The following is a 26,124-nucleotide window of genomic DNA, read 5'->3' on the forward strand; positions in this document are numbered from 1 at the left end:
TTCCTTTCTTTGATATAAAAATCGGCGGCTCATTCATACAACGGATATTTTTTGCAAAGGGCATCGACCCGATCGCGTGCCTCCGTACGGCGCCCCTCGTCCGTCGGGGCGTCCAAGACATGCGCGATGATACGCGCCGTTTCGCGCATATCGTCTTCTTTGAAACCGCGCGTCGTGAGCGCGGGCGAGCCGAGGCGGATGCCGCTCGTGACGAACGGACTGCGCGGCTCGAACGGAATCGTGTTCCGGTTCGCCGTGATATTGACTTCATCGAGCAGGTTCTGCGCCTCTTTGCCCGTAATATCTCGGTTCGTGAGGTCGACCAGCATGAGGTGCGTATCCGTGCCGCCCGAAACGATGCGGTAACCGAGCCGCATCAGTTCGTCCGCAAGTGCGGCCGCGTTCTTCACGACCTGCGCCCCATACTCCTTGAAGGAGGGCCGCAGCGCCTCGCCGAGCGCGACCGCCTTTGCCGCGATGACGTGCATCAGCGGACCGCCTTGAATCCCCGGGAACACTGCCTTGTTGATCTTTGCGCCCAGTTCCTCGTCGCGGCCGAGGATCATCCCACCGCGCGGACCGCGGAGCGTCTTGTGCGTGGTTGTGGTCACGATATCCGCGTGCGGAACGGGGCTCGGATGTTCTCCCGCCGCGACAAGCCCCGCGATATGCGCCATATCCACCATGAAGTATGCGCCGACCTTTTTCGCAATCGCGCCGATCCGCTCAAAGTCAATGATACGCGCATAGGCGGAAGCGCCCGCGATGACCATTTTCGGCTTGTGTTCCAGTGCCAGGCGCTCCAGCGCCGCGTAGTCGATGCGCTCCGTCTCCTTATCCACGCCGTAGGGAACGACCTTGAAGTACGCGCCGGAGATATTGACGGGGCTTCCGTGCGTGAGGTGTCCGCCGTCCGTGAGGTTCATGCCGAGGATCGTGTCCCCCGGCGAGAGGAGCGCAAAGAACGCCGCCATGTTCGCCTGTGCGCCCGAATGCGGCTGGACGTTCCCCCACGCGGCGCCGAACAGTTCCTTCGCGCGGTCGACGGCGAGCTGCTCGACGACGTCGACAAACTCGCAGCCGCCGTAATAGCGCTTACCGGGATAACCCTCGGCATACTTATTCGTGAGCACGCTCCCCTGCGCCTCCATCACGGCGCGGCTGACGATATTCTCCGAGGCGATCAGCTCCAACTTCGTCCGCTGGCGGTTCAGCTCGCGCGAGATCGCCTCGTACGCCTTCGGGTCCGCCTGCTCCAGGCTGTCCATCATGCTCATGAAAAACGCTCCTTATGCTTCTTGATCTTCCAATTCCATGACTTTCTCAATGCGCCGTGCGTGTCGTCCCCCCTCGAACTCCGAACGGATCCACGCGCGGACGATCTCCCCCGCGGGGCCGAAACCGAGAACGCGCCCCCCCATGGCAAGGACATTCGCATCGTTATGCCGCCGCGACATCATCGCCGTATAGACATCCCCGCAAAGAGCCGCACGAATCCCCGGGATCTTATTCGCGGCGATCGAAATGCCGACCCCCGTACCGCAGAGCACGATGCCGCGGTCGGCATGCCCCGCAACGACGTCCGCGCAGACCTTCCGCGCGATGTCCGGATAATCTACCGCTTCCCTGCCGAATGTCCCGACATCTTTGACGCGAATGCCCTCGAACTCCCGGAGCACCATCTTAATTTCGTCTTTGAGCTCCACGCCGCCGTGATCGCTGCCGATCGTGATATTCATGGGAATCCCTCCTCTTCGTTCTCCGATTGTCTTTGTCATTTTAGCATAAAATTCTTAAAAAATACAGCGCTGCCGCCCGTCACCCCCGCAGCCGCCGGCGCAGGCCGAGGGACAGGAAAAATAAAAGCGCCGCCGTCGCAACGATGGACGCCCCGGCCGCAATGCCGAGATTGTAGGCGGCGAACAGCCCCGCCAGCCCCGAAATGAGCGCAGCCGTCACAGAGACGAGATGGTATTCCTTGACATTCCGCGCAATATTGCGCGCGATTGCGCCCGGTAGGACAAGCAGGGCGTTGATGATGAGGATACCGACCCACTGAATGCTCACGGCGACGACGACGGCGAGCAGCACGGCGAACGCCGCCTCCACGGCAAAGGCAGAGATCCCCCTGCTCCGCGCAAGCGAGGGATTAACGGAAACAAGCAGAAGACGGTTAAAGAGCAGCACCCAGCCGCAGACCACAAGGATGTCCACGACCAGGAGCCCGGCAAGATCCGTCGGCGTAATGCTCAAAATATCTCCGATGAGATAGGGAGAGAACTTCGAAAACCCTCCGCCCCGGCTCATGATCATGAGACCGATCGCGATCGCCGTCGAAGAAAAGACGCCGATGACCGTATCGGCAGACGCCGCCGTACGACGCTTGATATAGGTAATGAGCAGCGCAAATACTACCGAGAAAACGATCAGCGCCGCGAGCGGCGAAACGATACCGACGATCGCCCCCACGGCAATCCCAGTAAACGCCCCATGCCCGAGCGAGTCCGAGAAGAACGCCATGCGGCTCGAGACGACCATCGTGCTCAGAAGACCGAAAAGCGGGGTCATGAGCAGCACCGCAAGCAGCGCGTTTTTCATAAACGTATAGGAGATCCACGAGAACGGAACGAGCGTTTCCATCGCGTCATAGATCATGTCCATGCGGCGCCTCCTCTCCCTCCGCTCTCCGGAGATCCAAATGCCGAAGATCCGGCAGGATGCCGAAGAGCCGCTCCATCTGCGGGTCGCCAAAGACCTCCGCGGGCGTTCCTGCCGCCGCGATCCCCCGGTTCATCAAAACGACCCGGTCAGCGTGACGCGCGACCATGCCGAGATCGTGAGAAACGAGGAGGACAGCGAGATCCTCCTGCGCGCGCAGATCGGCGACAATCTCATAAAAGAGCGAAAGCCCGTTTTGATCGACCCCCGATACCGGTTCGTCAAGCAGCAGCAGATTCGGCATGGGGTCCAGCGCGAGCGCGAGCAGAACGCGCTGCAGCTCTCCGCCCGAGAGCGCCCCGAGGCGCCGGTCAACGAGATGGGCTGCGCGCACGCGGGCAAGATTTTCCTCTGCGCGAATGCGGAGTCGTCCCGGTGAACACAGCCAAACCGGGCGCGCGGTGAGGCACGCCATGAAGAGATCCTTCACGCTCGTCGGCGCGCTGACGTCGAACCGCAGATACTGCGGCACATAGCCGATGACGGGATGCCCCGTATGCCGATCGTCCGCATCCACGAAACGCAGCGTGCCGCTGTGCGGCAGCTCTCCGAGGACGGCGCGCAGGAGCGTACTCTTGCCCGCGCCGTTCGGGCCGATAATCGCCGTGAGCTGGCCGCAGTGCACATGCAGATTGACATGCGAAAAGACTTCAAACGTCCCGAACGAGACGCCGAAGTCTTCGATTTTGGTGCAGCAGAAGTGCGCGCAGCCCTCCGCCGCACCGCTATGATGAAACAGCCTTTGCATGGTATTCCTTACTAAAACTAATCCGTGAGCCGCCGAAATTTCCACGTGCCGAGCCGAAGCCCGAGCAACGCGTAACAAGCGACGACGACAAGCGAGAGCATAGAGAAATCTCCCGTCTCCCCGATGCTGCGCAGGAGGTAACTCGTATGCGTCAGCGGCAGAATCTCGACGAGCCAGCGCACGGCGTCAGGGAGTGCCCCCGTTGAAAAGAACGTCCCGCAGAGAAACGACATCGGCATGAGAATATAGAGGTTGACCTGCCCCATTTCCTCGTAAGTCGCGATATACATCGCCGCAAGGAACCCGATCTCCGCGAAGATCATGCAGTTCATGATGAGAACGAGCACAAAGAGCGGCGTGATCGTAAAATGCCCGCCGAACGCATAGCTGAGCGCAATGATGATCACCGAGGAGATCATACCGCGCAGCACCGCCCCCGCCAACTTGCCGATGACGAACGCATCGGGGCGAATCGGCGCGATGAGATACTCCTCTAGGCTCTTATGGTACATGCGCTCGGCATGCACCGAGATGATGCCGTTAAAACTGACGTTCATCGAGTTCATCGCGAGGAGTCCCGGCACGAGAAAATCGAGGTATGATCCGCCGCCGACGTCGATGCTCCGTCCAAGCCCCCAGCCGAAGGCGATGAGGAACATGAACGGCGAGACCATCCGGCTCAGCACATATTTCACAAGACGGCGGCGCAGGACAATCCAGTCTCTCCAAAACACCGTCCAAATATCGCCGCACATCAGAGGCCCTCCTTCCGACCGGTCAGCTCGATGAACACATCCTCGAGATTCGTCGGACGCAGGAGGACGCGCTGCATCGCCTCGTCGAGGGTGCGGGCATATGCGCGCGCCTCTTCATGCGTATGAAAGAAGCGGTAATCGCGCCCGGCCGCCTCGTCCCACTCCACCGCATAAGCGCCGAGCCGCACACAGAACTCGCGCGGCGTCCGGACGGCAATGAGACGGCCCTTGTTGATGATGGCGACACGGTCGCAGAGCGCCTCCGCCTCCTCGATATAATGCGTCGTCAGGAACACCGTCACGCCGCGCCGCGAAAGATCTCGTACGAAATCCCAAATGCGGCGGCGGATCTGCGGATCGAGCGCGACCGTCGGCTCGTCCAGAAAGAGCACCTGCGGATCATGCACAAGCGCCCGTGCGATGAGCAGACGACGGTTCATGCCGCCCGAGAGCCGACGCACGCTGTCGTTGCGTACCTCCGTCAGCGCCATCTCCGCGAGCAGACGCTCGATACGCGCCGTCCGTTCCGCGCGGGCGATATGATGCAGCCGCGCGTGCAGCTCCATATTCTGCCAGACGGTCAGTTCCTGGTCGAAATTCACATGCTGCGGCACGACGCCGATACGCTTTTTGATCTCCTGCGCGTCCGTCTCGATGTCCCGGCCGCCGATACGGATCCGGCCGCGCGTCGGACGCGTCTGCATCGTGAGCATGCGGATGATCGTCGTCTTGCCCGCGCCGTTGGGGCCGAGGAGCCCGAACACCTCGCCGCGCCCCACGGAGAGCGTCACTCCTGCAACGGCGGTTTTCCACGCCTTCTTCTGCGCTTCGTTCGTATGCGGAAATTCTTTCACGAGATCTTCCATCTCGATGATGAGTTCGTTCATCGCCGATCAGTCCGCACGGAATTGAATGCCCGCCATAAGGCGCGCTTTCTCCATCGTCGCCATCACTTCGCGCGTCGTATGCAAGGCATCCTCCGCGCGCGCGTAATCCTCCTTTGCGAAGATATCGCGGAACGCCTCGAACTCGTGCACCATCCGATGCGCGTGACGGTTCAGTTTATAGGTCTGCGGTTCTTCTCCGCGCAGAGCGACCGTATAAGCGGCGAGCGCGTTCGGGGGTCCCTCCGCGCGAATCCAGCCGGCCTCTCCCTGCACCATGAAGAAAGACGGGCTGTCGCTGTCCTTTGCCGCCGCGGCCGTCGCAAAGAACCCGTCATAACGGAGCGTCATAACGCCCGACGTGTCGATTCCGTTAAAGCCGACGTTCGCCGTATAGGAGGCTGCCTGCGGGCGCCCGAACATAGAGAGGATCAATTCGAGATTGTATACATTGAGATCATAAAGCGCGCCGCCCGACAGCCCCGGATCAAAACACGGCGCGACGTCTCTGGCAAGATAGCGGTCATAACGGCTCGAATACTGGGAGAAATTCGCCTGGACCGCACGGATCAGCCCAAGATGCGGCAGCGCCTCCAGCATTCCCGCATAGTTGGGCAGGAACAGCGGCGTCACCGCGTCGAACACATAACGCCCCGCCGCGCGTGCGAGCGCGATGAGCTCTTCCGTCTCCGCGAGCGTCGATGTGAACGGCTTTTCTACGATCACATGCCAGCCCGTCCGGATCGCAGCCCTCGCGTAGTCGAAATGCGCGCTGTTGACAATGCCGAGATAGACGAAGTTCCCGATATGCGAGCGGAGCAGCTCTTCGTAATCCGTCATCACCCGCGGCACGCCGAATTCGCGCGCGAGCGCCTCCGCCTTTTCCCTGCTGTGCGGCCGCGCGCAGATCGCCGTGACCTTGATGTCCCGCACCTCGCGCAGCGCTGCGAGCGCATCGCGTGCGATCATGCCTGTACCGACAATTGCAATTTTCATCCGCAAACTCCTCTGTATTGATGATTTATTTTATTATAGCAGGGCGGTTCCATAAAGAAAAGTCCCTTCCGCAAAGGAAGAGACTTTCTCCTGTAAGAGGAAATTCAATTTTACTTTTCGAGCGCATCCCACGCATCGTTCGCACGATGGACATAGAGATTACGGATCGCCGCATTCTCGCCGATACCGTGCAGGTACGTCGATACCTTAAAGCCTTCGGCTTCGAGAACGGACTTGTGCGAATCCTTATCGTCGCCCGCCATATCGTTGTTGGCATGGTCGCCCGCAACCATCATCATCGGCATGAGCGTGACATTCTTGATGCCGGCCTTCTTGAGTTTCGGAATGACCGTTTCGAGGCTGGGCCATCCTTCTACCGTGTAGACATACACATTCTTGTACTGCATCTCGTCAATCTTCGCCTGAATGACGGAGTAATATGCATTCGACGGCTGCGGCGTCCCGTGCGCCATGATGAGCAGCGCATCGTGCTTGCCGCGGTCGGGGAACTGCGTGGAGAGCGCCTTGATCGCCTCGGTCACATCGTCCGACTGGTTTTCCTGTCCCTGCCAGTACATGAGCGAGGTGCCGCAGGTCATCTTCTTGAACTGCTCTTTGTAGTTATTGAAGACGGCAGTCAGATAGGAATACTCCATGCCCGGAATGACATCGAGCGAGACCAGCGCCACGCGGGAATAGCCGTCGGCTTTGAGCTGTGCAAGCGCTTCCTCGGGCGTCGGATACTTCTTCCCCTCTTTCTTGGCGATGCGGTCGATGATGATATGGGAGGTGAATGCCGTTACGACCTTCACACCCGGGTGCGCCGCCCGAATGGCGTCCACCGTTGCCTCGATCGTCTTCTCGCGCGTGTCCTTGAACGTCGTGCCGAAGCTTGCCACAACGATGGCATCCTTGTTCGCCATGTTCTGCAACTGCGGGTTCTCATACTTCAGGACGCCGATCTGAGCGGCCTCCATCAGTGCCGGCGTTGCCGTCCGAACCTCCGGATTCAGCTCATACGCCGCCTCTGCGGGCGTATAGGAAATCCCCATGACTGCAGAACACGCGAGCGCCGCAACCAACGTCTTTTTCCAATTCTTCATCCTAATTCCTCCCAACCAGAAATATAAAAAGGCCTTCCTGCCGCAGTAAGAAAGCCCATAGACCCCTCTTGGAATCAATGAATCCCCTTCCTGTCGCTCGCAGGTCTGTGCCAAAGCACACGGGTGACTGTCAAAACAGGCAGTTCTCCTGGCTCGGTTCATCGCTTGCCCGCGTCTTCCCAAGAAATCCTAACGTCTCTCAGTGACATATTGCAGGTTCGCTCCCCTCACAGTGGCGGGACCGCGCCGGCTCATCCGGCTTCTCTATTAAGCGTGCGCCTGCAGGCGCCGCACCTGTCTCCCCCTGATTTAGTTATACGTCCTAACACGATTAGAATACACCGTTTTTTATTTGTTGTCAATTATAGAATGTACTTATTTTGATGTATCCTTCTCCACATGCGATTTCCATGCGCCGCGCGGTTCTCCCGCGTCCTCCGCGGCTTCCTTCACATAGGCGCCGACGGCGTCGTAGTTCGCGCGCACGCCGCTGCGGGTGTTGCTGTACGTCACGGCATTCTTCTTGTCCACGCCGATGGCGTCCGCTTCCTTTACCGCGTCTATGTTCGCGCCGAGATAGACGAACTCCCAGCCGTCCTTTTCCCGGCGTTCGGCGATCATCTGCCTGACCTTTTCCCGCGTAAATTCCGCGCTCGCATTTTCAAGCCCGTCCGTGATGATGACAAAGATTACTTTTGTGCCGCGCGCGGAGGCGGCTCTCGTCCGATCCATCCGCAGAATCGTATCGCCTACGGCATCGAGCAGCGCCGTCGTGCCGCCCGTCGTATACTCGCGTTCGGTCATCGGCCGGATATCCCGAATATTCCTGCGCGCATAGAGCAGCTGCCGCTTATCGTTAAAGAGAACGGCCGTCACATTCACAGGAACGTCGAGTTTTTTCTGTTTTTCAATCATGCCGTTGAACCCGCCGACGGTATCCGACTCCAAGCTGCTCATCGAGCCGCTCTTATCGATGACGAGCACGAGTTCGATGCGCTTCGGCTTTTCCGCGCCGCTTGCGGTCCCCGCGGCCTGTGCGAGCGGTGCGCACGCGAACGCGCCGCATAAGACAAAACCGAGAACGAACAATACGGTTTTCTTCCACATACGGGTACCTCCCTCTCAGGATGTTCGCACTGTACGGTTGATTGTCGTGAGCCCACGGTAAACCGTCCCGATATCGAGATCCTCGCCGCGGGATTCCATATATTTCTCCAGTTTCCGTTTGACGCGCTGGAGCGCATTGTCGATGGATTTCACCTGTCGGTGCAGGTCCACGGCGATTTCCTGATAAGACTTCCCGTCGAGGTAACTCATGAGCACGCGCCATTCGAGATCGCTGAGGATCTCCTCCATCTTCTTTTCGATATCGACGAATTCCTCGCGGCTGATGACAAGTTCCTCCGGATCGCTGATGCGCGTGCCTGAGAGCACGTCGAGCAGCGTGCGGTCCGAATCCTCGTCGTAGATCGGCTTGTTGAGCGAGACGTAGGAATTCAGCGGAATATGCTTCTGCCGCGTCGCCGTCTTGATCGCCGTGATGATCTGACGCGTCACACAAAGCTCCGCAAAGGCGCGGAACGAGGAGAGCTTATCCTCGCGGAAATCGCGAATCGCCTTGAAAAAGCCGATCATGCCCTCTTGCACGATATCCTCACGGTCCGCGCCGATGAGAAAATACGAGCGCGCCTTGGACCGCACGAAATTCCGGTATTTATTGACCAGATAATCAAGCGCCTCGTCCCCCGCGCGGGTACGGATGTGCATGAGCAGCTCCTCGTCCGTGTAGCCGTCGTAGATACTGCTCTCGGACGCCGTCTCATCCGCCTCGTCGTCCTCCGTTTCCAGGGACTCGAGTTCGCCCGCATCGAGTTCGTCCGGTGCAGACTGCTCCTCATCCAGCATTGACTTTTGCTTGTCGCCAAAAAAAATCATACGATTGCTCCGTATCTCCCAATGTCTTTCTATTGGGAATCTGCCGATGCCTCGACCGGTCTCCTTGGCCATGTCCCTAAGTCGATTATACCTCTATTATAAAACCTCCGTCAAGGGATAAAAAAAGAAGCCGCGGCATCTCTGCCGCAGCCGCAGTTCTTTGCGCTCTATACGCGTTCCCGAATGACGACCTTCTCTTCCGCGTCCGTATCGCGCAGCTGCACGGAGACATCCTCCTGCGCCGCGGTCGGCACATTTTTCCCGACATAGTCGGCACGGATGGGAAGTTCGCGGTGTCCTCGGTCGATGAGGACGGCGAGCCGGATCATCTTGGGGCGGCCGATGTCAAGGAGCGCATTCATCGCGGCGCGGATCGTGCGGCCGGTGTAGAGCACATCGTCAATCAAAACGACGGTTTTGCCCGTGATATCAAGCGGCAGTTCCGTCGGGCGTACGACGGGCTGATAGGAGAGTTCGTTGAGGTCGTCGCGGTAGAGCGTGATATCGAGCACACCGTGCGGCGGCACGGTTCCCTCAATGCGCGCAATCTCCGCCCCAATACGCTCCGCAATGAACACGCCGCGCGTGCGGATGCCGACGAGAACGAGATCCTCGGTCCCTTTATTCTTCTCGACAATCTCATGGGCAATGCGCAGGAGCGCACGCCGAATGCCGTTGTCATCCATGAGGATGGCTTTCTCTCTGAATGCCGTCATGAGCCTCGTCTCCTTATCTGCCCGTGCGCAGCCGCGTCAAAATCTCTTCCATATCGGCGGGGAGCGGTGCGGTAAACGTCATCTTCGTCCCCGTCCGCGGATGCGTGAGCGTGAGCGTGTGCGAATGCAGCGCCTGACCGCGGATGGCAAAGGGATGTTTCATTGCCGTATACTTCGTGTCACCGACGAGCGGATGTCCGATGCTCGTCATGTGCACGCGGATCTGATGCGTGCGTCCCGTCTCGAGACGGCACGCGACAAACGTATAGGCGCCGAATCGTTCGAGCACCTCGAAATGCGTGACCGCGGGCTTTCCTCCCGTACGGACGATCGCCATGCGCTTGCGGTCGACGGGATGGCGCCCGATGTCGCCCGAAATTACGCCCGCACGCTCGGCGATGTTCCCATGCACGACGGCACGGTAGGCGCGACGCGCCTCTTTATCGCGTATCTGCCGGGCAAGAAAATGATGCGCCATATCGTTCTTTGCGGCAACCATGACGCCGGAGGTATCCTTGTCGAGACGGTGCACAATGCCGGGGCGCAGTGCGCCGTTGATGCCGGAAAGATCCCGGCAGTGGAAGAGCAGCGCGTTCACGAGAGTCCCGGTGAAGATGCCTGCGGCAGGATGCACGACCATACCGCGGGCTTTATTGACGACGATAATATCTCCGTCCTCGTAGAGCACATCAAGCGGAATATCCTCGGCGGCAACGGCGACCTCCTCTGCGGGAGGGCGTTCACAGGCAATCCGCTCCCCGCCGCACAGTTTATAATTCGCCTTGCGCCGCGCCCCGTCCACCAGCACCCGCCCCTCTGCAATGAGGCGCTGCACATAGCTGCGCGAGCATGCGGGCATCCGGCGCGCGAGAAAGACGTCCAGCCGCTCTCCGGGAAGATCGGACACATAAGTATTCATCGGTGCAGGTCTCTCTTTTGTATAAACAGGGCCCACAATACGCCCGCCGTGCCAAGGACAATGGCAATATCGGCGACGTTGAACACCGGCCACACGCGAAAATCAAAGAAGTCGACGACATGACCCGTGCGCATACGGTCGATCATATTGCTCACAGCCCCCGCGGCGAGCGCGACGCTCCCATAGTGGATCAGACTGCCGCTCCGCCGAAGACGCGGATAAAAACCGAGAAATGCGATGCAAAAAGCCGCCGCAACGCCGAGGAAGAGTCCGCGCTGATGCTCGAAGATCCCAAACGCCGCGCCCGAGTTGAGCACATAGGTAATGTGAAAGACGGACGATATGACGGAAATGCTCTCCCCCGGCAGCATGACCGCTTCCACATACAACTTAACGATTTGGTCGACGAGCAATATGGCCAAAAAGAGAAATGCGGCCTTCGCGCGTCCGCTCATCAGTTCCGCATTCCTTCCCGCTCTTCTTCCCGACGTTCTTCATCCTGTTCCCGCCGCGCCGCCATATCCGGCATCCGGGCAATCGTCTCGTCGATCAGCGTCAGTTCCTCCTGCACGTTCGTTTTCATGCGGTGCAGGAACGCGTGCTTTTCGCGTACAAGGCGTTCGTATTCCGCCACGACGGCGCGCACCTTGTCCGCCGCCGCGTCGATCTGCGCTTTGGACTGCAGGCTTGCCTCCCGGCGCATGTCCTCGGCGTCCTTGGTCGCCGTTTCGAGGAGCTGATCCGCGTTCCGTTTCGCGTTTTCGGTCACTTCTTCCGCCTTTTTCTGCGCGGCGACGAGGGTTTCTCGCATACTCCGCTCGATCCTGCGGAACTCCTCGTTTGCCGCCTGCTCCCGTGCAAGTTCCGCTCGGAGGCGCTCGTTTTCCTCACATGCCGCGGTGTAGTCTTCGATGACTTCGTTGAGGAAATCGTTGACCTCATTCTCATCAAAGCCGCGAAAGCTTTTTCCGAATTCCTTTGCCTGAATATCCGTCGGTGTCAGCACGCTGCGTTTCCTGCCCTTTCCTAGAAATAACGATGTAATACGATGACGATGCGCCCTTTCTTCGTCCGGCCGCGCACTTCCGTCACCTCGACGCGGCCGCGGCCGCGCATCGATAGGACATCGCCCTCATTGACATTCTTCGAAGCGCTGCCCGCGCTCTGCCAGTTGAGTTTCACCTTGTCCGCAGCGATATCGTCTGCCGCGCGGCTGCGCGAAATGCCGAATCCCGCGGCGGCAACGGAATCGAGCCGCAGCGAGGCGACCGTCGCGCGAATCTCCTTGATTCGCTCCTCCCGCGGCGCGATCTCCGCGAGATCTCCAAGGGACGCCGTCACATGAACGGCGCCGATCATCGTAAGCCGCTCCGCGATAAAGTCCGCAATCTTCGCGTCACAGAGGATTTTCGCCGTATCCTGCGCGACGAGGATGTCGCCGACACCGTCCCGCGCAATCCCCAGCCCCATGACGGCGCCCAGCACATCGCGGTGCGAGAGCCGGGCGAACTGTCCGTTCCACGCCGCGGCGACGCAGGCGATCTCATAGCCGCCGGGCGTCCCCGCAAAGTCCTCGTGCCGCAGCATGGCACGCTGGCGCTCCGCCCCCGCATAGCCGCCGTCAAAGTCGAGCCGCAGGCCGTCAAAACTCGCGCGGACGGTCTCGGCGATCTCCTGTCCGTAGGGATCGAGAAACGGACTGATACGAAATTTCCGCGTTTTCATCACGCTCTCCGCGAGATCGAGCAGCCGCACGGCCGTCTCCTCTCCCTCGCCGCCGCGGTAAAAGCGGAGGATCCGCTCTTTCTGTTCCGATGCCATCAGCTTCTCCCCAACGCGCGCGACCGCTCCGTCGCGGCAATCACAGCCTCGATCAGCGCGGACCGCACATTCCGGCGCTCCATTACCCGCAGCCCTGCGGCCGTTGTCCCTGCCGGGCTCGTCACCGCCGCGCGCAGATCCGCGGGCGACGCCTTTCCCGCGAGCACCATCTGCGCTGCTCCGAGCACGGTCTGCGCCGCAAGGAGCGTGGCCGTCTCGCGCCCGAGCCCGGCGGCGACGCCGCCCTCGACGAGCGCCTCGATCACTAGAAACGCATAGGCGGGCCCGCTGCCCGAGAGGCCCGTCACCGCGTCGAGCGCCGTCTCGTCCACCTCTGCCGCACGCCCCGCCACACCCAGCAGCAGCGCGGCACGGTCGCGCTCTTCTGCGCCCGCATATCTGCCGCACGCATATGCGGACATCCCGGCGCCCACGGCAAGCGGGGTGTTCGGCATCGCGCGTACGACGGGATGCTCCGGATACGCCTCTTCAAGCGCGGCGATAGTGAGCCCCGCCACAATCGAAAGCACGCACGCCCCGGCGCGCAGATGCCCGGCAGTTTCCCGCATCGCCGCGGGTGCCGCCGCGGGTTTCACCGCAAGAATAAGCACGTCAATATGGGGCAGAAAACGCTCTGCCCCAACCGCCGCATGGATACCGTAGATACGCGCCAGCGTTTCGCACCGCGCGGCCTTGTGCTCCGAGACGGAGATATGCCGCGCTGCGACAGCTCCGGACGCCGTCAGCCCTGCGATGATCGCCTCCGCCATCGCGCCGCCGCCGATGATGCCGATGTGCAAATCGTCACGCATCGTATTTACCGGTTCAGCCACGACATATCGTCTCCGAGCCGGTGCTCCTCCTCGGAATAACTGACGTTGACATTGCTCGGCGCACACAGGATGACATTATTGCTGATCTTCTTGATATCGCCGTTGAGCGCATATGTCGTCCCGCTGATGAAGTCGATGATGCGGTTGGCAACGCTCTTCTCCGTCTTTTCGAAGTTGAGCACGACGGGCTTCTTTTTTTGCAGATTCACCGCCACCTGCTGCGCGTCGTCGAACGTCTGCGGCTCAATGACGACAACGTTCATGCGGTATGCCGCAACCACGTTGTCGATGGAGGAGGGGCCCGACGGAGAAAAGTCTGGAAACCCCGAGAGATTCGCTCCCGTCTCCGGCCGCCGGCCGCCGCGCGCACCGATGTCCGTTACGGTCGAGGAGCTTTTCTTCGCTTGCTCCCGCGCCTCGTTTTCCTCGCCCTCATCCTCGGATGTAATACCGATGGCCGTTGATATTTTCTTAAAGATACTCACTGATCCGTCACACTCCTACGGTCTGATACTGACGTGCGCCAAAAATCCCGGTGCCGACGCGGACAAGGTTCGCGCCCTCCTCGACGGCGATAGCATAATCGTGCGTCATGCCCATCGAGAGATAACGGATGTCCGCCTTCGGCGGTTCCGTCTCCTTCGCCTCTTGAAACAACTCGTACATGTCTCTGAAAAGGGGGCGGCACCGCTCCACATCGTCATAATTCGGCGCAATACACATAAAACCCTGCAAGCGAACATGCGGGAGTCTGTCGACATCGGTCAGCAAGGCGCCCAAATCCTCGCGGTAAATGCCCGATTTAGAAACCTCGCGCGCGAGATTCACCTGTACGAGAATATTCTGCACCTTGCCGAATTTTTCCGCCGCCCGATCGATCTCCCGCGCGAGCCGCATGGAGTCCACCGAATGAATCAGATCGAATTGGCGCACGGCATGCTTCGCCTTGTTCGTCTGCAAATGCCCGATGAGGTGCCATTTGACCTCGCGTTCAAGGTTTTCCGCCTTATCGAGCGCTTCTTGGATACGGTTTTCGCCGATGTTCATGACCCCGTCGTCGATGGCCGTGCGCATCGCCTCGACGGGGTGATTCTTCGTTACGGCGATCAGCTCCACAGGCGCATCCGGAGGCACATGCGTCCGGCGCGTACGCGCCGCGGCGATCTCCGCGCGCACGGACCGCAGGTGCTCGCGTATCATCATATCGTCGCTCATCTCAGTTTCATCACCGCCGCCAACCTTCCCGTCCTGCCGCCGGAAGCGCGGTAGGAGTAAAACCATGTGCGCTCACACGCAGTGCACGTATCGGCACAATCGATCTGATCTGCGGGAACGCCCGCCTCCGCAAGCTGAATCCGGTTCGCCGCCCAAAGATCGAGATGGATTTCTCCGTCCTTCTCCACGAGGATCTCCGCCGTATGATCCGGAAACGCGGCGCGGAATTTTTCGGCATCTGCGCCGCCCACCGTATAGCAAGCGGCACTGATCGACGGTCCGATCCCCGCCAGCAAATCGCGGGGATCCGTGCCGAACTCCTCCGTCATCCGCGCCGCCGTCTTTGCCGCAATGCGCCGCAGCGTTCCCTCCCGTCCCGCATGAACGACGCCGCCGGCATGCCGTACGGGATCGTAGAGCAGCACGGGGACACAGTCGGCAAAGCAAAGCATAAGCGAAACGCCGCAGTCGTCCGTAATCAGCGCGTCCGCATCCGCAACCGCATCCGCATAGTCGCGCGCCCCGCGTCCCGCATCGCGGTGCGTCACGCGCACAATCTTTGTTCCGTGAACCTGCCGCACCGAGCAGATACGCGCTGGGTCAAGGCCGAGCGCATGCATGTACCGCACGCGGTTTTCCCACACATGTGCGGGATCGTCGCCGACGTGGAGCGCCATGTTGAGCGTATCGAACGGCGCCTCGCTCACGCCGCCCTGCCGCGCCGAGAACCCATGCGCCACCCTGTCCTCGGGGAAGATGTCGAGACGCCCGCTCCATAGATTATCGCGCACGCGCCGGAGTACAAAACTCATGATACCTTCCTTTCCGCACTCCCACAGACGCCGCATCGCGTACAGCCGTCCGTACAGCGGGGCGTTTCCTTGAGTTCCCGCGCCCGCACGTATTCCTGCCGCAGATAGCGTTTGGTAAAGCCCATATCGAGATGTTCCCATGGAAGGAGATCGTCCTCCGCCCACGTGCGCGTCAGGTAAAAGTCCGGTGAAAGCCCCTCCGCCTTCATCTCCGGGACAAGATCCTTTGCCCCGCGCCGCCCCGCCGCCCGGATGAGCGCCTCCGAGAGGCGCCGATCCCCGCGCGCGAGAATGGCCTGGACGAGGGCCTCCTTCGGCGATTCAAAGTGCACGACGATCTTCCGATACCGCCGCAGGCTCGTCACGATCCGCTTCATAATCGCGTCCAGCCGTTTCTTATCCGCCATCGGCATCCACTGGAACGGCGTAAAAGGCTTCGGCACAAAGGGGTTCACGCTGAGCGTCAGCGTTCCTGCACAGCCTCTCTCATCCATGCGGTCCCGCAGGCGGACGGCAAGGTCGACGATCGCCTCGATATCGGCATCCTCCTCGAAGGGAAGCCCGACCATGATGTAGAGTTTAAAATTTGGAATATGTGCCGCCGCGCCGAGATCGACCGCCGTGAAGAGATGACGCTCTTCGATGCCCTTGTTGATCACCGCGCGCATCCGCGCGCTGCCCGCTTCGGGCGCGAGGGTCAGCGTCCGCATGCCGCTTGCCGCAAGGGATTCGACCAACGCGCGTGTGACCGAATCCGCACGGAACGACGCCACCGACATGGAAAGACCCGTCCCGATGATGGCGCGGCAGAGCGCATCGATCTCGGGATAGTCCGAAATCGCGGCGCCCATCAGTCCGATCTTTTTGCCGTAGGAAAGCGCCTCGCGTACCTGCGCTTCGATAACGGCAAGAGAACGATTGCGCGGACAGCGGAAACAGTAGCCCGCCATACAGAAGCGGCAGTGCCGGCCGCAGCCCCGCGCCGTCTCGACGAGGTAGAAATTGAACTCCGTATCGTCCGTGACGACGACCGTATGCGCGGGATAGGCGTCGAGATCGCGCACCCACTGCCGCCGGACGACAGGCGGCGCGCCCGCTGCGGGAACGAGCGCCGTAAGCCGCCCGTCCGCCGCATAGGAGGGCGTATAGAGCGACGGCACATAGATGCCAGGGACGCGTGCAAGACGCCGCAGGAGCGTCCGGCGATCCTCTCCCAGACGCAGGCCTTCGTGATAGGCATCCATGAAGGCGGCGACGGCCTCCTCCCCCTCGCCGATCACAAAGGCGTCGACAACGCCGGCAAGCGGCTCGGGGTTGAACGTCGCGCAGGGGCCGCCCGCAATGACGATGGGGTCCCGTGCGCCGCGCGCCGCCGCATGGGGATTCACGCGACTGAGCAGGAGCATCTTGACGAGATGAAAATAGTCCATCTCAAAGGAGACGATAAAACCGATGACGGCGAAGGAAGAAAGCGGCGTCTGGGTCTCCACGCTCATCATCGGCGTCCGGGTGCGCTCATAGCGCGGCAGTTCCGCCCTGTCGGGGAGAAAGACGCGTTCACACGCGGTATCGCCGCGGCGGTTGAGGAGATCATAGATGATATGAAGGCCGAGGTTCGACATGCCGACGAAATAGGTGTTCGGATAGACGAGCGCAAAACGCGTGCGCCCGCCCGCCGGCCGCCGCGCGTATCCTCGCTCCTTTGCGAGCCGCGCGACGAGACCGCTCTTTAACCGATGATCCACGGCTCGCCTCTTCCTTTCACGTTTTTTACGATGTCTCCTTCCCCTTGTGGGCGCGCAGCGTTTCCAGTTCCTCGATGAAATTCGTGATATCGTCGAATTTCCGATAGACGGAGGCAAAGCGAATATAAGCGACCTCGTCGAAGTCCTTCAAACGCTGCATGACGATCTCGCCGATCTTTTCGGACGGCACTTCCGGTTCCGTCCGATTGCGGATCTCGCGCTCGATCTCCGCAACAAAGTTCGTAATCTGCTCCATCGAAATGTTCCGTTTATCGCAGGAACGGATGATGCCCGTCAGCAGCTTATCCCGGTTAAACGGTTCGCGTCGGTTGTCGCGCTTAACGACCATGAGCGGCAGTTTTTCCACGACCTCGTAGGTGGTAAACCGCCGCCCGCAGGAACCGCACTCGCGGCGGCGGCGAATGGTCGTACCGTCGTCGGCGGCGCGGGAATCAATGACTCGGCTGTCCGGCCGTTTACAAAAGGGGCATTTCATCGGGCACATCCTTCCTCACGCGATACGTTTCACTGTCTATTTTTCGTGCGCTTCGAATCCTTGGCCGTCCCTTCCGCGCCGTTCTTCGCCCCCGCCGTCTTCGTCTCCTTCGCCGGCTCCGCCGCGGCGCTCGCCGACAGTGTGTCCTTCAGATCCTTTGTCGACCTTGTGAAACGGCGCTCCACGACTTCGCCTTCCGCCCCGAACTTGCCGAGGCGCCTGCCGTTCGCCGTCACCTCGAGGGCGCCCGCATTCCCCGCCCGGATGAAAACGGCTTCTTTGCCCTGCCAGTTCTCCGTCTTCCCCTGCTCCAGCATGCCCTCAAAGACGGTATTTCCGTCCGTCTGCACCTCCGCCCAGCAGGGCGCGCCGACGCGTACGCTGACACGTACGTCCTGCGAATTCGCGGCGTCGGCGCCGCGCGCTTCGTCGGAGGCATCCGCCTCGGCCGCGACCGCAGCGGCCGCGGGCTTCTCTGCCTGCACAGGCGGCGCGCTTGCCGCCTCCTGCCGCGGCGTATTGATATACGAGAGGAGCGCCATACCGCCGCCGACAACGGCGACAAGAACGATGATGCCCGCGGCGAGTTTGCCAAAGATCCCGGCATAGGAAGACCGTGTGCCGCCGATCGATATGTGGGAAAGCGATTCGTCCCCCACGCTGCTGAGGGAGATGCGCCGCGGCTTTTCCTCTACGGCCGGAGGCGGCGGCGGAGCGGCCATGCCCTGCTCCTCGGCGAACTGCAGCGCAAGTTGCTCCGCATTGAGGCGCAGAAATGCCGCATAGTTGCGAACGAATCCCTTCGCGTAGACCATGCCGGGCAGCGCCTCGATATTGCCCTGTTCGATATATTGAATATAGAGCGCGCGGATGCTCGTGGCCCTTTCGATATCCGCGACGGTCATCCCCTGCTTCTCGCGCTCTTTTCGCAGGATGTCGCCAACCATGAAATCCCCTCCCGAATCACTGTCACTTTCGGAATATACATCGATTTATAATATCAATTATACATGAAGTATCCTATAAAGACAAATATTTCACTAAAGTTCTTCGGCAATTGCCGCGAGAGTCTCGGCAAAGCGCAGAACGTCCTCCCGATCGGTATGCCGCCCGAGGCTCGCGCGGATGCAGGTGCGCGCCGTGTCGTCCGAACACCCCATCGCACGCAGAACATGCGACGCATGCACGGCTCCCGCGCTGCACGCGCTCCCCGCCGACACAGCAAAGCCCGCAAGATCGAGGCGAATCAGGAGCGTATCCTGCGCAACGCCCTCAATACCGAAATTCAAGATCCCTGCGAGGCGGTTGTCCCGGCCTCCATGGAAAGAAATCCCCCGGATCGAACCGATGCGCGCGCGCAGGAGATCCGTATAGGCACGCAGCCGCTCCTCCTCCGCGCGCTGTTCCGCCCGCGCGATCTCCGCCGCACGTCCGCAGGCGACAATCCCCGCGGTATTTTCAGTCCCCGCGCGCATATCCCGCTCCTGTGCGCCGCCGTGCAGCAGCGGCACAATCGCCGTTCCGCGCCGCACATAGAGCGCGCCGACACCCTTTGCCCCGTAGAATTTATGTGCCGAAAGAGAGAGCGCATCGACCCCCAACGCATTCACATCAAGGGGAATATGTCCCGCCGCCTGCACCGCATCCGTATGAAACGGAATGTCCCGTCCACGCAGCAACGCACCGATCTCCGCAATCGGCTGAATGGTCCCCACTTCGTTGTTGGCGGTCATGACGGAGACAAGCACCGTATCCTTCCGCAGCGCAGCCTCTACCGCTGCCGGCGCAACGCGCCCGGCCGTATCGACGGGCAAATAGGTCACTGTGAAGCCGCGCGTCTCTAGATCGCGACAGGTTTCCAGCACCGCGTGATGCTCGACGGACGACGTGACGATGTGCGCGCCGCGCCCCGCCGCGCGTCCGGCCTCCGCGATACCGCGCAGAGCCCAGTTGTCACTCTCCGTACCGCCGCTCGTAAAGAAAATCTCCTCCGGCAGCGCTCCAACGAGCGCGGCCACCTGGGCGCGCGCATGCGAAATACCTCGCCGGGCCTCCCTCCCAAAACCGTGAACACTCGACGGATTGCCGTAAATATCCGTCATGTAGGGGCACATGGCCTCGTACGCACGCGCATCGAGCGGGGTGGTCGCCGCATAATCCAGATAGACAAACCGACCGCTCATTGATTGCACCCCATATGCGGATGATCCCCGCGGAGAAGACGGGCGAGCGAAATATTGTTCAGCACGGAATTAATGCCGGCGCATACCTCTTCCCAAATTTGACGCGTTACGCAGTCGGCTGCGCGCACGCAGCTCTGATCGTCGGCCTCCGCATCCGTCAGCAGACAGTCGACGAGCGCGATGGGCCCCTCCACCGCCGTGATGATCTGTCCGATCGTCACCTCTTCGGGCGGCCGCGCAAGCGTATATCCGCCTTGTGCGCCGCGCACGCTTTCCACAAGCCCCGCGCGCCTCAGACGGGCCATGAGCTGCTCGAGATAGTTCTCCGATATGCCCTGCGATTCCGCAATCGCCCTGAGCGACACAACGCCCTCCCCGTAATGCAGGGCGAGTTCGTAGAGCGCCGTGACGCTGTACCGCCCCTTTGTCGAAAGTTTCATGTAGATATCTCCCGAAAGCATAGACAATGGTTTTATGCTTCCCGATTATTTTATACGGTATCTATATCGCTTCAATTATAAATGAGACGATAAGCGCTGTCAAAGAACTAGGCCCCCGTCGAACCGAATCCCCCCGTCCGCGCGGCGCCGTAACCCGCCGTGTCGCCGTCCACGGTAAGGTAGCTTGTAAAGATCCCCTGCGCGACGCGCTCGCCCGCCGCAATATGTACGGGCGCATGCCCATAGTTAAAGACGGGGATGAGGATGTGTCCCTCGTTCTCCGCGTTCCCATAATAATCCGCGTCAATGACGCCGACGCCGTTCATCAGCATGAGATGCTTCTTGAACGCCGCGCTCGAACGGATGTAGATGAGCAGCACCTCGTCCGCCCGCATATAGGCTTTGACCCCCGTCGGCACGAGTTTCCCCTCGCCCGGTGCGATATCGACCGCCTCCGCCGCCGCAAAGTCGTAGCCCGTGCTCGCCCCCGTCTTGCGCTCCGGCAGGTGAACGTCGCCGCCCCGGTAGATCGTGACGATCTCAAACCCGCGTGTCTTCATACCTTCCCTCCAAACAAAAAGCTGCCGCGCCGAATCGTCCCATTCGGTGCAGCAACGTCGCTTTTCTCTTCTTTCAACTACTCGATCGGCACCTTCACGGTTGTGGCCGGCGTAACGGTGGAAATCGCATGCTTATAGATCATCTGCTGTTTCCCCATGCTGTCAATCATGACGATGAAGTTGTCAAACCCCTTAACCGTTCCCTTGATCTGAAATCCGTTGACCAAGTGGATGGTCACGGCGGTGCCGTCCTTTCTCACCTGATTGAGGAAGCCGTCCTGCAAATTGATGATTTTCGCCGTCATGCCAAAAAGCCCCTTTCTCTTTTTTCCCGCCATATCTCGACATCGGCGAGAATCTGCCGCAGCAGCGCATCCTCCGGGCGCGCATCCGCATCGTACCATCGTATATAGGGCATCTTGCGATACCACGTCATCTGCCGTTTCGCAAAGTGCCGCGTCGCCTTCTGCACCTGCTCCAGCGCTGCGGCTTCGCTCATTTCTCCGGCAAGGTAAGCCGCCGTTTCCTTATACCCGATGCCCTTCATCGCCGGCGCGCCGCGCCCGACCCCGCGCGCCGCCAGCGCACGCACCTCATCCGGGAGCCCCGCCGCGAACATCGCCTCGACGCGGGCGTCGATACGCGCATAGAGATGTTCCCGCGCGCGCATAAGACCGATCACAAAGGCATCGTAAACGAGACCGTCCCGCGCAAGCGCACGCTCCTGCGAGATGCGCTCGCCGCCGCGGCAGACGACCTCGAGCGCGCGGATCGCGCGCCGCACATCGTTCACATGCAGGCGTGCGGCCGTCTCCGGATCGCGCCGCGCGAGCAGCGCATGGACGAACGCGTTGCCGTACCGTTCCGCAAGCCGCTGCAGCCGACGACGAAAGCGTTCATGCTCCGGCGTCTCGTTGAAATTGTACCCCTCAATCAGCGCCTTGATATAGAGCCCCGTCCCGCCGACGACGAAAGGCAGTTTCCCCGCCTCTTCTTGACTGCGGATCAGCACCGCCGCGCGCCCCACAAAATCCGTCACGCTGAACGGTTCGTCCGCATCCAATATATCGATCAGATGGTGCGGTACCGCGGCGCGCTCTGCGGCCGTCGGCTTTGCCGTTCCGATATCGAGCCCGCGATAGACAAGCATCGAATCGCCCGAGATGATATCCGTCCCAAGGCGTACGGCAAGCTCCAGGGAGAACGCCGTCTTGCCGACGGCCGTCGGTCCGAGCAGGATGAGGAGCGGCGATCGTTCCGCCTTTTTCAAAGTTCGAGCGTTTCGCCGGGCGCGACGATACACACGGTCGCACGCGTCATTGCTTCCGTAACCTCTTTGTAACGGTGCACTTCCTGCGCGATGATCGGCCATGTGTCGTAGTGGACGGGGATCACATGCCTCGTGTTGAGCCACTGTGCCGCCTGCGCCGCATCCTCAAGGCCCATCGTATAGTTGTCGCCGATAGGCAGAACGGCATAATCGATCGCATCTTTGCGCCCGATGAGCTGCATGTCGCTGAAGAGTGCCGTATCGCCCGCATAGTAGATCACCTTGCCGCCGATGTAGATGACGAAACCGCACGCGACTCCGCCCGGCACGCCCGCGCTGTGGTGCGCGACCGTCATACGTACCTTTCCGAAGGGCAAGGTCAGCGAGCCGCCGAGATTCATGGGGAATACCTTAAGTTCTCCCGTCGCCTGCGCCTGGCAGACGTCGATCACCTCCGGGATGGCGACAATCGCCGCCCCCGTACGCGCGGCGATCGAGGGCGCGTCGCCGAGATGGTCGCCGTGCGCGTGTGTGAGGAGGATATAGCCGCAGTCCACTTCGTTCGCCGAAACGGCGGTGGCCGGGTTCCCCGTCAGGAACGGGTCGACAAGCACCCTGTGCGTGCCGTCGTCGAGCAAAAATGCGGCGTGACCAAAATAGTTGAACTTTACCATCACGTTCACTCCTCTCCCAACAGACTTTTTATCATTATACGATATGACCGCATAATGTCAATATGAAAACGCCGTTCGGTGCCCCCGAACGGCTGTATTCATAGGTATATTATGGTTATTTGACGCTCAGCGTCAGCTTTTCGCCGTTGATATTCCACTCTTTGCTCGTACCTGCGGGCGCGTCGCATGACAGGACATCCGCAAGCGTGATCTCGCGGATGAACGCTTCATTCTTCTCTGCAATGGCTTCGAGTTTCTCGTTGCCCGAAAGATCGAGTTTGATGTGATCCGTCACCTCAAGGCCGCATTCCTTTCGCATCGTCTGCACCTTGCTGATGATCTCGCGCACAAAGCCCTCTTCGATGAGCGTGGACGTGAGCGTCGTCTCGAGCGCGACGGTGACGCCGCCATAGCTCTGGCAGTTGTAGCCCTCCTGCTGCGCGACCGTCACCTCGACGTCCTCGCTCGTTACCGTCACGTCTCCGTCCGTAAGCGAAAGCGTATAGGAGCCGCCGCCCACAAGGGCATCCCTCACCGCCGCGCCGTCGCTCTCCTCGAGTGCTTTCTTCACCGCGCCCATCTGCTTTCCGACCTTGGGACCGAGCACATGGAAATTCGGCTTTACATGGTACGCGAGGAAGTCCGACATATCGTCGCGGAACGTCACCGCCTTTACATTCAGCTCATCCTCGATGATCTCAACGAAGAACTCCGGCAGTCGGTGCTCCGCCTTCACGAACATATTGCCCACAGGCTGACGGTTCTTGATGTTCGCAGCGTTGCGCGCCGCGCGTCCGAGCGTGACGACCTCAAGCACGATTTCCATATTATCTTCGAGTTCCGTGTCGATATACGACTCGTTCACGGTCGGGAAATCCGTCAGATGCACGGAGATCGGCGCCGTCTTGTCCACCGAGCAGACGAGGTTGCGGTAAATGCTCTCCGTGAGGAACGGGATCATCGGCGCCGCCACCTTGACCGTCGTCACGAGCGCGGTGTAGAGCGTCATGTACGCGTCGATTTTATCCTGCTCCATGCCCTTCGCCCAGAACCTGCTGCGACTGCGGCGGACATACCAGTTCGACAGCTCTTCGACAAAGGATTGGAGTGCCTTTGCCGCCTCGGTCACGCGATAGCTGCCGAGGTAGTCGTCCACCGCGCGCACCATCGTGTTCAGACGCGAGAGCAGCCAACGATCCATCACGCAGAGTTTGTCATAGGAGATCGTATGCTGCGTCGGGTCAAATTCGTCGATGTTCGCATAGAGCACATAGAACGCATAGGTATTCCACAGCGTGCCCATGAACTTGCGCGCGCCCTCCTGCACTGCCTCATGGGAGAACCGGTTCGGCAGCCACGGCGCGCTGTTCTCGTAGAAATACCAGCGGATCGCATCCGCACCGTGGCGGCGCAGCGCCTCCATCGGCTCCACGGCGTTGCCCTTGGATTTCGACATCTTCTGCCCGTTCTCGTCCTGCACGTGGCCGAGCACGATGACGTTCCGGTACGGGCTTTCGTCAAAGAGCAGCGTCCCGATCGCGATCAGCGAGTAGAACCAGCCGCGCGTCTGATCGACCGCCTCGGAGATGAAATCCGCGGGGAAGTATTTTTCAAATACGTCTTTGTTTTCAAACGGATAATGCCACTGCGCGAACGGCATTGCGCCCGAATCGAACCAGCAGTCGATGACCTCCGGCACGCGGTGCATCGTACCGCCGCATTTCTCGCACGGGAAGGTGATCTCGTCGATGTACGGACGGTGCAGTTCGATGTCCTCCGGGCAGTCCGGCTGAAGTTCGCGCAGCTCCGCGATCGAACCGACCGAACGCTCGCATCCGCAGTCGCATTTCCAAATGTTCAGCGGCGTGCCCCAGTAACGGTTGCGGCTGATGCCCCAGTCCTGCACATGCTCGATCCAGTTGCCGAAACGCCCCTCGCCGATGGACTTCGGGATCCAGTTGACCGTGTTGTTGCTCTTCACGAGCGCATCGCGCACCGCCGTCATCTTGATGAACCACGAGGCGCGCGCATAGTAGAGCAGCGGCGTATCGCAGCGCCAGCAATGCGGGTAGTTGTGCGTGAACTCGGGTGCCTTAAAGAGCTTGCCGCTCTCCTCCAGATCGGCGAGGATCAGCGGATCGGCGTCCTTCACAAAGACGCCCGGCCATTTGGTCTCCGCCGTCATCTCGCCCTTGTCGTTGACGAACTGCACGAACGGCATCCCGTATTTGCTGCACACGCGGTTGTCGTCCTCGCCGAATGCCGGCGCCGTATGGACGATGCCCGTGCCGTCCTCGGTCGTCACATAGTCGTCGCAGATGACGAAGAACGCCTTTTCACGCATATCTGAGGGAACGAAATCATAGAGCGGCTCGTATTTGCGGTACTCGAGATCTTTGCCCTTCATCGTCGCAAGGATCTCGCGGGCGCCCTGTGAATCCGAAAATACGCTCTCCATCAATGCTTCGGCGAGATAGTAGACCTTGCCGGAGACGCGCACCTTCACATAGGTCACGTCCGGGTTCACACAGAGCCCGAGGTTCGACGGCAGTGTCCATGGCGTCGTCGTCCACGCAAGGAAATAGGCGTCCTCATCGGCGACCTTAAATTTTACGATCGCCGAGCGCTCCGTGACGTCCTTATACCCCTGCGCCACCTCGTGCGAGGAGAGCGGCGTGCCGCAGCGCGGGCAGTACGGAACGATCTTGTGTCCTTGATAAAGAAGTCCTTTTTTATAAATCTCGCTGAGCGCCCACCACACGGACTCGATGTAATTGTTCTCGTAAGTGATGTAGGGATGCTCCATGTCCGCCCAAAAGCCGACGACGTCGGAGAACTCCTCCCACATCGCCTTGTACGTCCAGACGGACTCGCGGCATTTCTTGACGAACGGCTCGATGCCGTATTCCTCGATCTGATCCTTGCCGTTGATGCCGATCGCCTTTTCAACCTCGAGTTCCACGGGCAGACCGTGCGTATCCCAGCCTGCCTTGCGGAGAACCTTCTTTCCCTTCATCGACTGGTAGCGCGGCAGCATGTCCTTGATGACGCGCGTCAGCACATGCCCGATGTGCGGGCGTCCGTTCGCCGTCGGCGGCCCGTCGTAAAAGGTAAACGTCTCCGCTCCTTCGCGCTGATCCACCGCCTGCTGTGCAATATGATTCTCGCGCCAAAAATCCACGACGGCTTTCTCGCGCGCGGCAAAATCCAAATTTGTATCTACTTTATCATACAAAGAAAAATCCCTCCCGCAGCATAGTGACGTCATTCTAGCACACGGAAAGGGATTTTTCAAGGAAGC

29 protein-coding genes and 1 riboswitch are annotated in these 26,124 nt (G+C 60.4%); all 29 genes read right to left on the reverse strand.

The genetic code is table 11. The features are described from left to right. Positions 1 to 29 precede the first annotated feature (29 nt). Positions 30 to 1,277, reverse strand: coding sequence for a serine hydroxymethyltransferase (gene glyA / locus HMPREF9161_RS02370; RefSeq protein ID WP_009728079.1), 1,248 nt, complete (start codon positions 1,275 to 1,277; stop codon positions 30 to 32). A gap of 12 nt (positions 1,278 to 1,289) precedes the next feature. Further along, the gene (gene rpiB / locus HMPREF9161_RS02375; RefSeq protein ID WP_009728080.1) at positions 1,290 to 1,739 is read right to left on the reverse strand and encodes a ribose 5-phosphate isomerase B; all 450 of its coding nucleotides are present in this window, start codon (positions 1,737 to 1,739) and stop codon (positions 1,290 to 1,292) included. A 79-nt stretch (positions 1,740 to 1,818) separates the two neighbouring features. After that, positions 1,819 to 2,661: a metal ABC transporter permease gene (locus tag HMPREF9161_RS02380; protein WP_009728081.1), complete on the reverse strand. Its 843-nt coding sequence runs from the start codon at positions 2,659 to 2,661 to the stop codon at positions 1,819 to 1,821. Further along, the gene (locus HMPREF9161_RS02385; protein ID WP_009728082.1) at positions 2,645 to 3,466 is read right to left on the reverse strand and encodes a metal ABC transporter ATP-binding protein; all 822 of its coding nucleotides are present in this window, start codon (positions 3,464 to 3,466) and stop codon (positions 2,645 to 2,647) included. The genes HMPREF9161_RS02380 and HMPREF9161_RS02385 overlap by 17 nt, the downstream gene beginning before the upstream one ends. A 17-nt stretch (positions 3,467 to 3,483) precedes the next feature. Further along, positions 3,484 to 4,221, reverse strand: coding sequence for an ABC transporter permease (locus HMPREF9161_RS02390; RefSeq protein ID WP_009728083.1), 738 nt, complete (start codon positions 4,219 to 4,221; stop codon positions 3,484 to 3,486). After that, a complete protein-coding gene (locus HMPREF9161_RS02395; protein ID WP_009728084.1) occupies positions 4,221 to 5,108 on the reverse strand; it encodes an ABC transporter ATP-binding protein in 888 nt (295 codons plus the stop codon). Before HMPREF9161_RS02395 ends, HMPREF9161_RS02390 begins: the two co-directional genes overlap by 1 nt. Positions 5,109 to 5,114: 6 nt before the next feature. Continuing rightward, the gene (locus HMPREF9161_RS02400) at positions 5,115 to 6,101 is read right to left on the reverse strand and encodes a Gfo/Idh/MocA family protein (protein WP_009728085.1); all 987 of its coding nucleotides are present in this window, start codon (positions 6,099 to 6,101) and stop codon (positions 5,115 to 5,117) included. A gap of 110 nt (positions 6,102 to 6,211) precedes the next feature. Then, on the reverse strand, positions 6,212 to 7,204 hold the full coding sequence (locus HMPREF9161_RS02405; RefSeq protein WP_009728086.1) for a sirohydrochlorin cobaltochelatase: 993 nt from the start codon (positions 7,202 to 7,204) through the stop codon (positions 6,212 to 6,214). A 120-nt stretch (positions 7,205 to 7,324) separates the two neighbouring features. After that, positions 7,325 to 7,517: riboswitch (cobalamin riboswitch) on the reverse strand. Positions 7,518 to 7,579: 62 nt separating this feature from the next. Continuing rightward, complete coding sequence (locus HMPREF9161_RS02410; protein WP_009728087.1) at positions 7,580 to 8,311, reverse strand: vWA domain-containing protein; 732 nt, start codon at positions 8,309 to 8,311, stop codon at positions 7,580 to 7,582. Positions 8,312 to 8,326: 15 nt separating this feature from the next. Further along, positions 8,327 to 9,139, reverse strand: coding sequence for an RNA polymerase sporulation sigma factor SigH (gene sigH / locus HMPREF9161_RS02415; RefSeq protein WP_009728088.1), 813 nt, complete (start codon positions 9,137 to 9,139; stop codon positions 8,327 to 8,329). Positions 9,140 to 9,306: 167 nt separating this feature from the next. Beyond that, positions 9,307 to 9,855 carry a bifunctional pyr operon transcriptional regulator/uracil phosphoribosyltransferase PyrR gene (gene pyrR, locus HMPREF9161_RS02420; RefSeq protein WP_009728089.1) on the reverse strand — a complete coding sequence of 183 codons (549 nt, stop codon included), beginning with the start codon at positions 9,853 to 9,855 and terminating at the stop codon, positions 9,307 to 9,309. 13 nt (positions 9,856 to 9,868) lie between these two features. Continuing rightward, on the reverse strand, positions 9,869 to 10,774 hold the full coding sequence (locus HMPREF9161_RS02425; RefSeq protein ID WP_009728090.1) for an RluA family pseudouridine synthase: 906 nt from the start codon (positions 10,772 to 10,774) through the stop codon (positions 9,869 to 9,871). After that, complete coding sequence (gene lspA, locus HMPREF9161_RS02430; protein ID WP_009728091.1) at positions 10,771 to 11,229, reverse strand: signal peptidase II; 459 nt, start codon at positions 11,227 to 11,229, stop codon at positions 10,771 to 10,773. Before lspA ends, HMPREF9161_RS02425 begins: the two co-directional genes overlap by 4 nt. Next, a complete protein-coding gene (locus HMPREF9161_RS02435; protein WP_009728092.1) occupies positions 11,229 to 11,780 on the reverse strand; it encodes a DivIVA domain-containing protein in 552 nt (183 codons plus the stop codon). Before HMPREF9161_RS02435 ends, lspA begins: the two co-directional genes overlap by 1 nt. 20 nt (positions 11,781 to 11,800) lie before the next feature. Further along, on the reverse strand, positions 11,801 to 12,595 hold the full coding sequence (locus tag HMPREF9161_RS02440; RefSeq protein WP_009728093.1) for an RNA-binding protein: 795 nt from the start codon (positions 12,593 to 12,595) through the stop codon (positions 11,801 to 11,803). After that, positions 12,595 to 13,407 (reverse strand): pyrroline-5-carboxylate reductase, encoded by an 813-nt coding sequence (gene proC, locus HMPREF9161_RS02445; protein ID WP_037348764.1) that lies wholly within the window; start codon positions 13,405 to 13,407, stop codon positions 12,595 to 12,597. The genes HMPREF9161_RS02440 and proC overlap by 1 nt, the downstream gene beginning before the upstream one ends. A 5-nt stretch (positions 13,408 to 13,412) precedes the next feature. Next, positions 13,413 to 13,913 (reverse strand): cell division protein SepF, encoded by a 501-nt coding sequence (locus HMPREF9161_RS02450; protein ID WP_009728095.1) that lies wholly within the window; start codon positions 13,911 to 13,913, stop codon positions 13,413 to 13,415. 7 nt (positions 13,914 to 13,920) lie between these two features. Continuing rightward, positions 13,921 to 14,643: a YggS family pyridoxal phosphate-dependent enzyme gene (locus HMPREF9161_RS02455; RefSeq protein ID WP_009728096.1), complete on the reverse strand. Its 723-nt coding sequence runs from the start codon at positions 14,641 to 14,643 to the stop codon at positions 13,921 to 13,923. Continuing rightward, positions 14,640 to 15,455 (reverse strand): peptidoglycan editing factor PgeF, encoded by an 816-nt coding sequence (pgeF, locus tag HMPREF9161_RS02460; protein ID WP_009728097.1) that lies wholly within the window; start codon positions 15,453 to 15,455, stop codon positions 14,640 to 14,642. The genes HMPREF9161_RS02455 and pgeF overlap by 4 nt, the downstream gene beginning before the upstream one ends. Continuing rightward, positions 15,452 to 17,200 (reverse strand): radical SAM protein, encoded by a 1,749-nt coding sequence (locus HMPREF9161_RS02465; RefSeq protein WP_009728098.1) that lies wholly within the window; start codon positions 17,198 to 17,200, stop codon positions 15,452 to 15,454. Before HMPREF9161_RS02465 ends, pgeF begins: the two co-directional genes overlap by 4 nt. A 25-nt stretch (positions 17,201 to 17,225) precedes the next feature. Then, entirely contained in the window at positions 17,226 to 17,696 is a 471-nt protein-coding gene (gene nrdR, locus HMPREF9161_RS02470) for a transcriptional regulator NrdR (protein WP_009728099.1), read from the reverse strand. Positions 17,697 to 17,725: 29 nt separating this feature from the next. Beyond that, positions 17,726 to 18,643, reverse strand: coding sequence for a helix-turn-helix domain-containing protein (locus tag HMPREF9161_RS02475; RefSeq protein ID WP_009728100.1), 918 nt, complete (start codon positions 18,641 to 18,643; stop codon positions 17,726 to 17,728). Positions 18,644 to 18,736: 93 nt separating this feature from the next. After that, positions 18,737 to 19,879 carry a cysteine desulfurase family protein gene (locus tag HMPREF9161_RS02480; protein WP_009728101.1) on the reverse strand — a complete coding sequence of 381 codons (1,143 nt, stop codon included), beginning with the start codon at positions 19,877 to 19,879 and terminating at the stop codon, positions 18,737 to 18,739. After that, positions 19,876 to 20,319, reverse strand: coding sequence for an Rrf2 family transcriptional regulator (locus HMPREF9161_RS02485; RefSeq protein ID WP_009728102.1), 444 nt, complete (start codon positions 20,317 to 20,319; stop codon positions 19,876 to 19,878). Before HMPREF9161_RS02485 ends, HMPREF9161_RS02480 begins: the two co-directional genes overlap by 4 nt. Positions 20,320 to 20,426: 107 nt before the next feature. Beyond that, positions 20,427 to 20,879 (reverse strand): dUTP diphosphatase, encoded by a 453-nt coding sequence (locus tag HMPREF9161_RS02490; protein ID WP_009728103.1) that lies wholly within the window; start codon positions 20,877 to 20,879, stop codon positions 20,427 to 20,429. A gap of 77 nt (positions 20,880 to 20,956) precedes the next feature. After that, complete coding sequence (hfq, locus tag HMPREF9161_RS02495; protein WP_009728104.1) at positions 20,957 to 21,184, reverse strand: RNA chaperone Hfq; 228 nt, start codon at positions 21,182 to 21,184, stop codon at positions 20,957 to 20,959. After that, positions 21,181 to 22,149 carry a tRNA (adenosine(37)-N6)-dimethylallyltransferase MiaA gene (gene miaA / locus HMPREF9161_RS02500; protein WP_009728105.1) on the reverse strand — a complete coding sequence of 323 codons (969 nt, stop codon included), beginning with the start codon at positions 22,147 to 22,149 and terminating at the stop codon, positions 21,181 to 21,183. The genes hfq and miaA overlap by 4 nt, the downstream gene beginning before the upstream one ends. Next, a complete protein-coding gene (locus HMPREF9161_RS02505) occupies positions 22,146 to 22,823 on the reverse strand; it encodes a metal-dependent hydrolase (RefSeq protein WP_009728106.1) in 678 nt (225 codons plus the stop codon). The genes miaA and HMPREF9161_RS02505 overlap by 4 nt, the downstream gene beginning before the upstream one ends. 115 nt (positions 22,824 to 22,938) lie before the next feature. Continuing rightward, positions 22,939 to 26,058 (reverse strand): isoleucine--tRNA ligase, encoded by a 3,120-nt coding sequence (gene ileS, locus HMPREF9161_RS02510; protein ID WP_009728107.1) that lies wholly within the window; start codon positions 26,056 to 26,058, stop codon positions 22,939 to 22,941. Positions 26,059 to 26,124: the final 66 nt, after the last annotated feature.

The sequence above is a fragment of the Selenomonas sp. F0473 genome, assembly GCF_000315545.1.
Lineage (GTDB): Bacteria > Bacillota > Negativicutes > Selenomonadales > Selenomonadaceae > Centipeda.

Bases quoted from the DNA above. Each gene is read 5' to 3' on its own strand.
- HMPREF9161_RS02380 (WP_009728081.1), bottom strand. From the start codon at position 2,661: ATGGACATGATCTATGACGCGATGGAAACGCTCGTTCCGTTCTCGTGG.
- pyrR (WP_009728089.1), bottom strand. From the start codon at position 9,855: ATGACGGCATTCAGAGAGAAAGCCATCCTCATGGATGACAACGGCATT.
- HMPREF9161_RS02390 (WP_009728083.1), bottom strand. From the start codon at position 4,221: ATGTGCGGCGATATTTGGACGGTGTTTTGGAGAGACTGGATTGTCCTG.
- sigH (WP_009728088.1), bottom strand. From the start codon at position 9,139: ATGATTTTTTTTGGCGACAAGCAAAAGTCAATGCTGGATGAGGAGCAG.
- HMPREF9161_RS02410 (WP_009728087.1), bottom strand. From the start codon at position 8,311: ATGTGGAAGAAAACCGTATTGTTCGTTCTCGGTTTTGTCTTATGCGGC.
- rpiB (WP_009728080.1), bottom strand. From the start codon at position 1,739: ATGAATATCACGATCGGCAGCGATCACGGCGGCGTGGAGCTCAAAGAC.
- HMPREF9161_RS02425 (WP_009728090.1), bottom strand. From the start codon at position 10,774: ATGAATACTTATGTGTCCGATCTTCCCGGAGAGCGGCTGGACGTCTTT.
- glyA (WP_009728079.1), bottom strand. From the start codon at position 1,277: ATGAGCATGATGGACAGCCTGGAGCAGGCGGACCCGAAGGCGTACGAG.
- HMPREF9161_RS02440 (WP_009728093.1), bottom strand. From the start codon at position 12,595: ATGGCATCGGAACAGAAAGAGCGGATCCTCCGCTTTTACCGCGGCGGC.
- HMPREF9161_RS02400 (WP_009728085.1), bottom strand. From the start codon at position 6,101: ATGAAAATTGCAATTGTCGGTACAGGCATGATCGCACGCGATGCGCTC.
- HMPREF9161_RS02485 (WP_009728102.1), bottom strand. From the start codon at position 20,319: ATGAAACTTTCGACAAAGGGGCGGTACAGCGTCACGGCGCTCTACGAA.
- HMPREF9161_RS02385 (WP_009728082.1), bottom strand. From the start codon at position 3,466: ATGCAAAGGCTGTTTCATCATAGCGGTGCGGCGGAGGGCTGCGCGCAC.
- HMPREF9161_RS02395 (WP_009728084.1), bottom strand. From the start codon at position 5,108: ATGAACGAACTCATCATCGAGATGGAAGATCTCGTGAAAGAATTTCCG.
- HMPREF9161_RS02455 (WP_009728096.1), bottom strand. From the start codon at position 14,643: ATGAGCGACGATATGATGATACGCGAGCACCTGCGGTCCGTGCGCGCG.
- nrdR (WP_009728099.1), bottom strand. From the start codon at position 17,696: ATGAAATGCCCCTTTTGTAAACGGCCGGACAGCCGAGTCATTGATTCC.
- HMPREF9161_RS02405 (WP_009728086.1), bottom strand. From the start codon at position 7,204: ATGAAGAATTGGAAAAAGACGTTGGTTGCGGCGCTCGCGTGTTCTGCA.
- lspA (WP_009728091.1), bottom strand. From the start codon at position 11,229: ATGAGCGGACGCGCGAAGGCCGCATTTCTCTTTTTGGCCATATTGCTC.
- proC (WP_037348764.1), bottom strand. From the start codon at position 13,407: ATGCGTGACGATTTGCACATCGGCATCATCGGCGGCGGCGCGATGGCG.
- HMPREF9161_RS02480 (WP_009728101.1), bottom strand. From the start codon at position 19,879: ATGAGCGGTCGGTTTGTCTATCTGGATTATGCGGCGACCACCCCGCTC.
- HMPREF9161_RS02490 (WP_009728103.1), bottom strand. From the start codon at position 20,879: ATGAAGACACGCGGGTTTGAGATCGTCACGATCTACCGGGGCGGCGAC.
- HMPREF9161_RS02475 (WP_009728100.1), bottom strand. From the start codon at position 18,643: ATGGTTGGCGACATCCTGCGAAAAGAGCGCGAGAAGCAGGGGATGACC.
- pgeF (WP_009728097.1), bottom strand. From the start codon at position 15,455: ATGAGTTTTGTACTCCGGCGCGTGCGCGATAATCTATGGAGCGGGCGT.
- HMPREF9161_RS02505 (WP_009728106.1), bottom strand. From the start codon at position 22,823: ATGGTAAAGTTCAACTATTTTGGTCACGCCGCATTTTTGCTCGACGAC.
- hfq (WP_009728104.1), bottom strand. From the start codon at position 21,184: ATGACGGCGAAAATCATCAATTTGCAGGACGGCTTCCTCAATCAGGTG.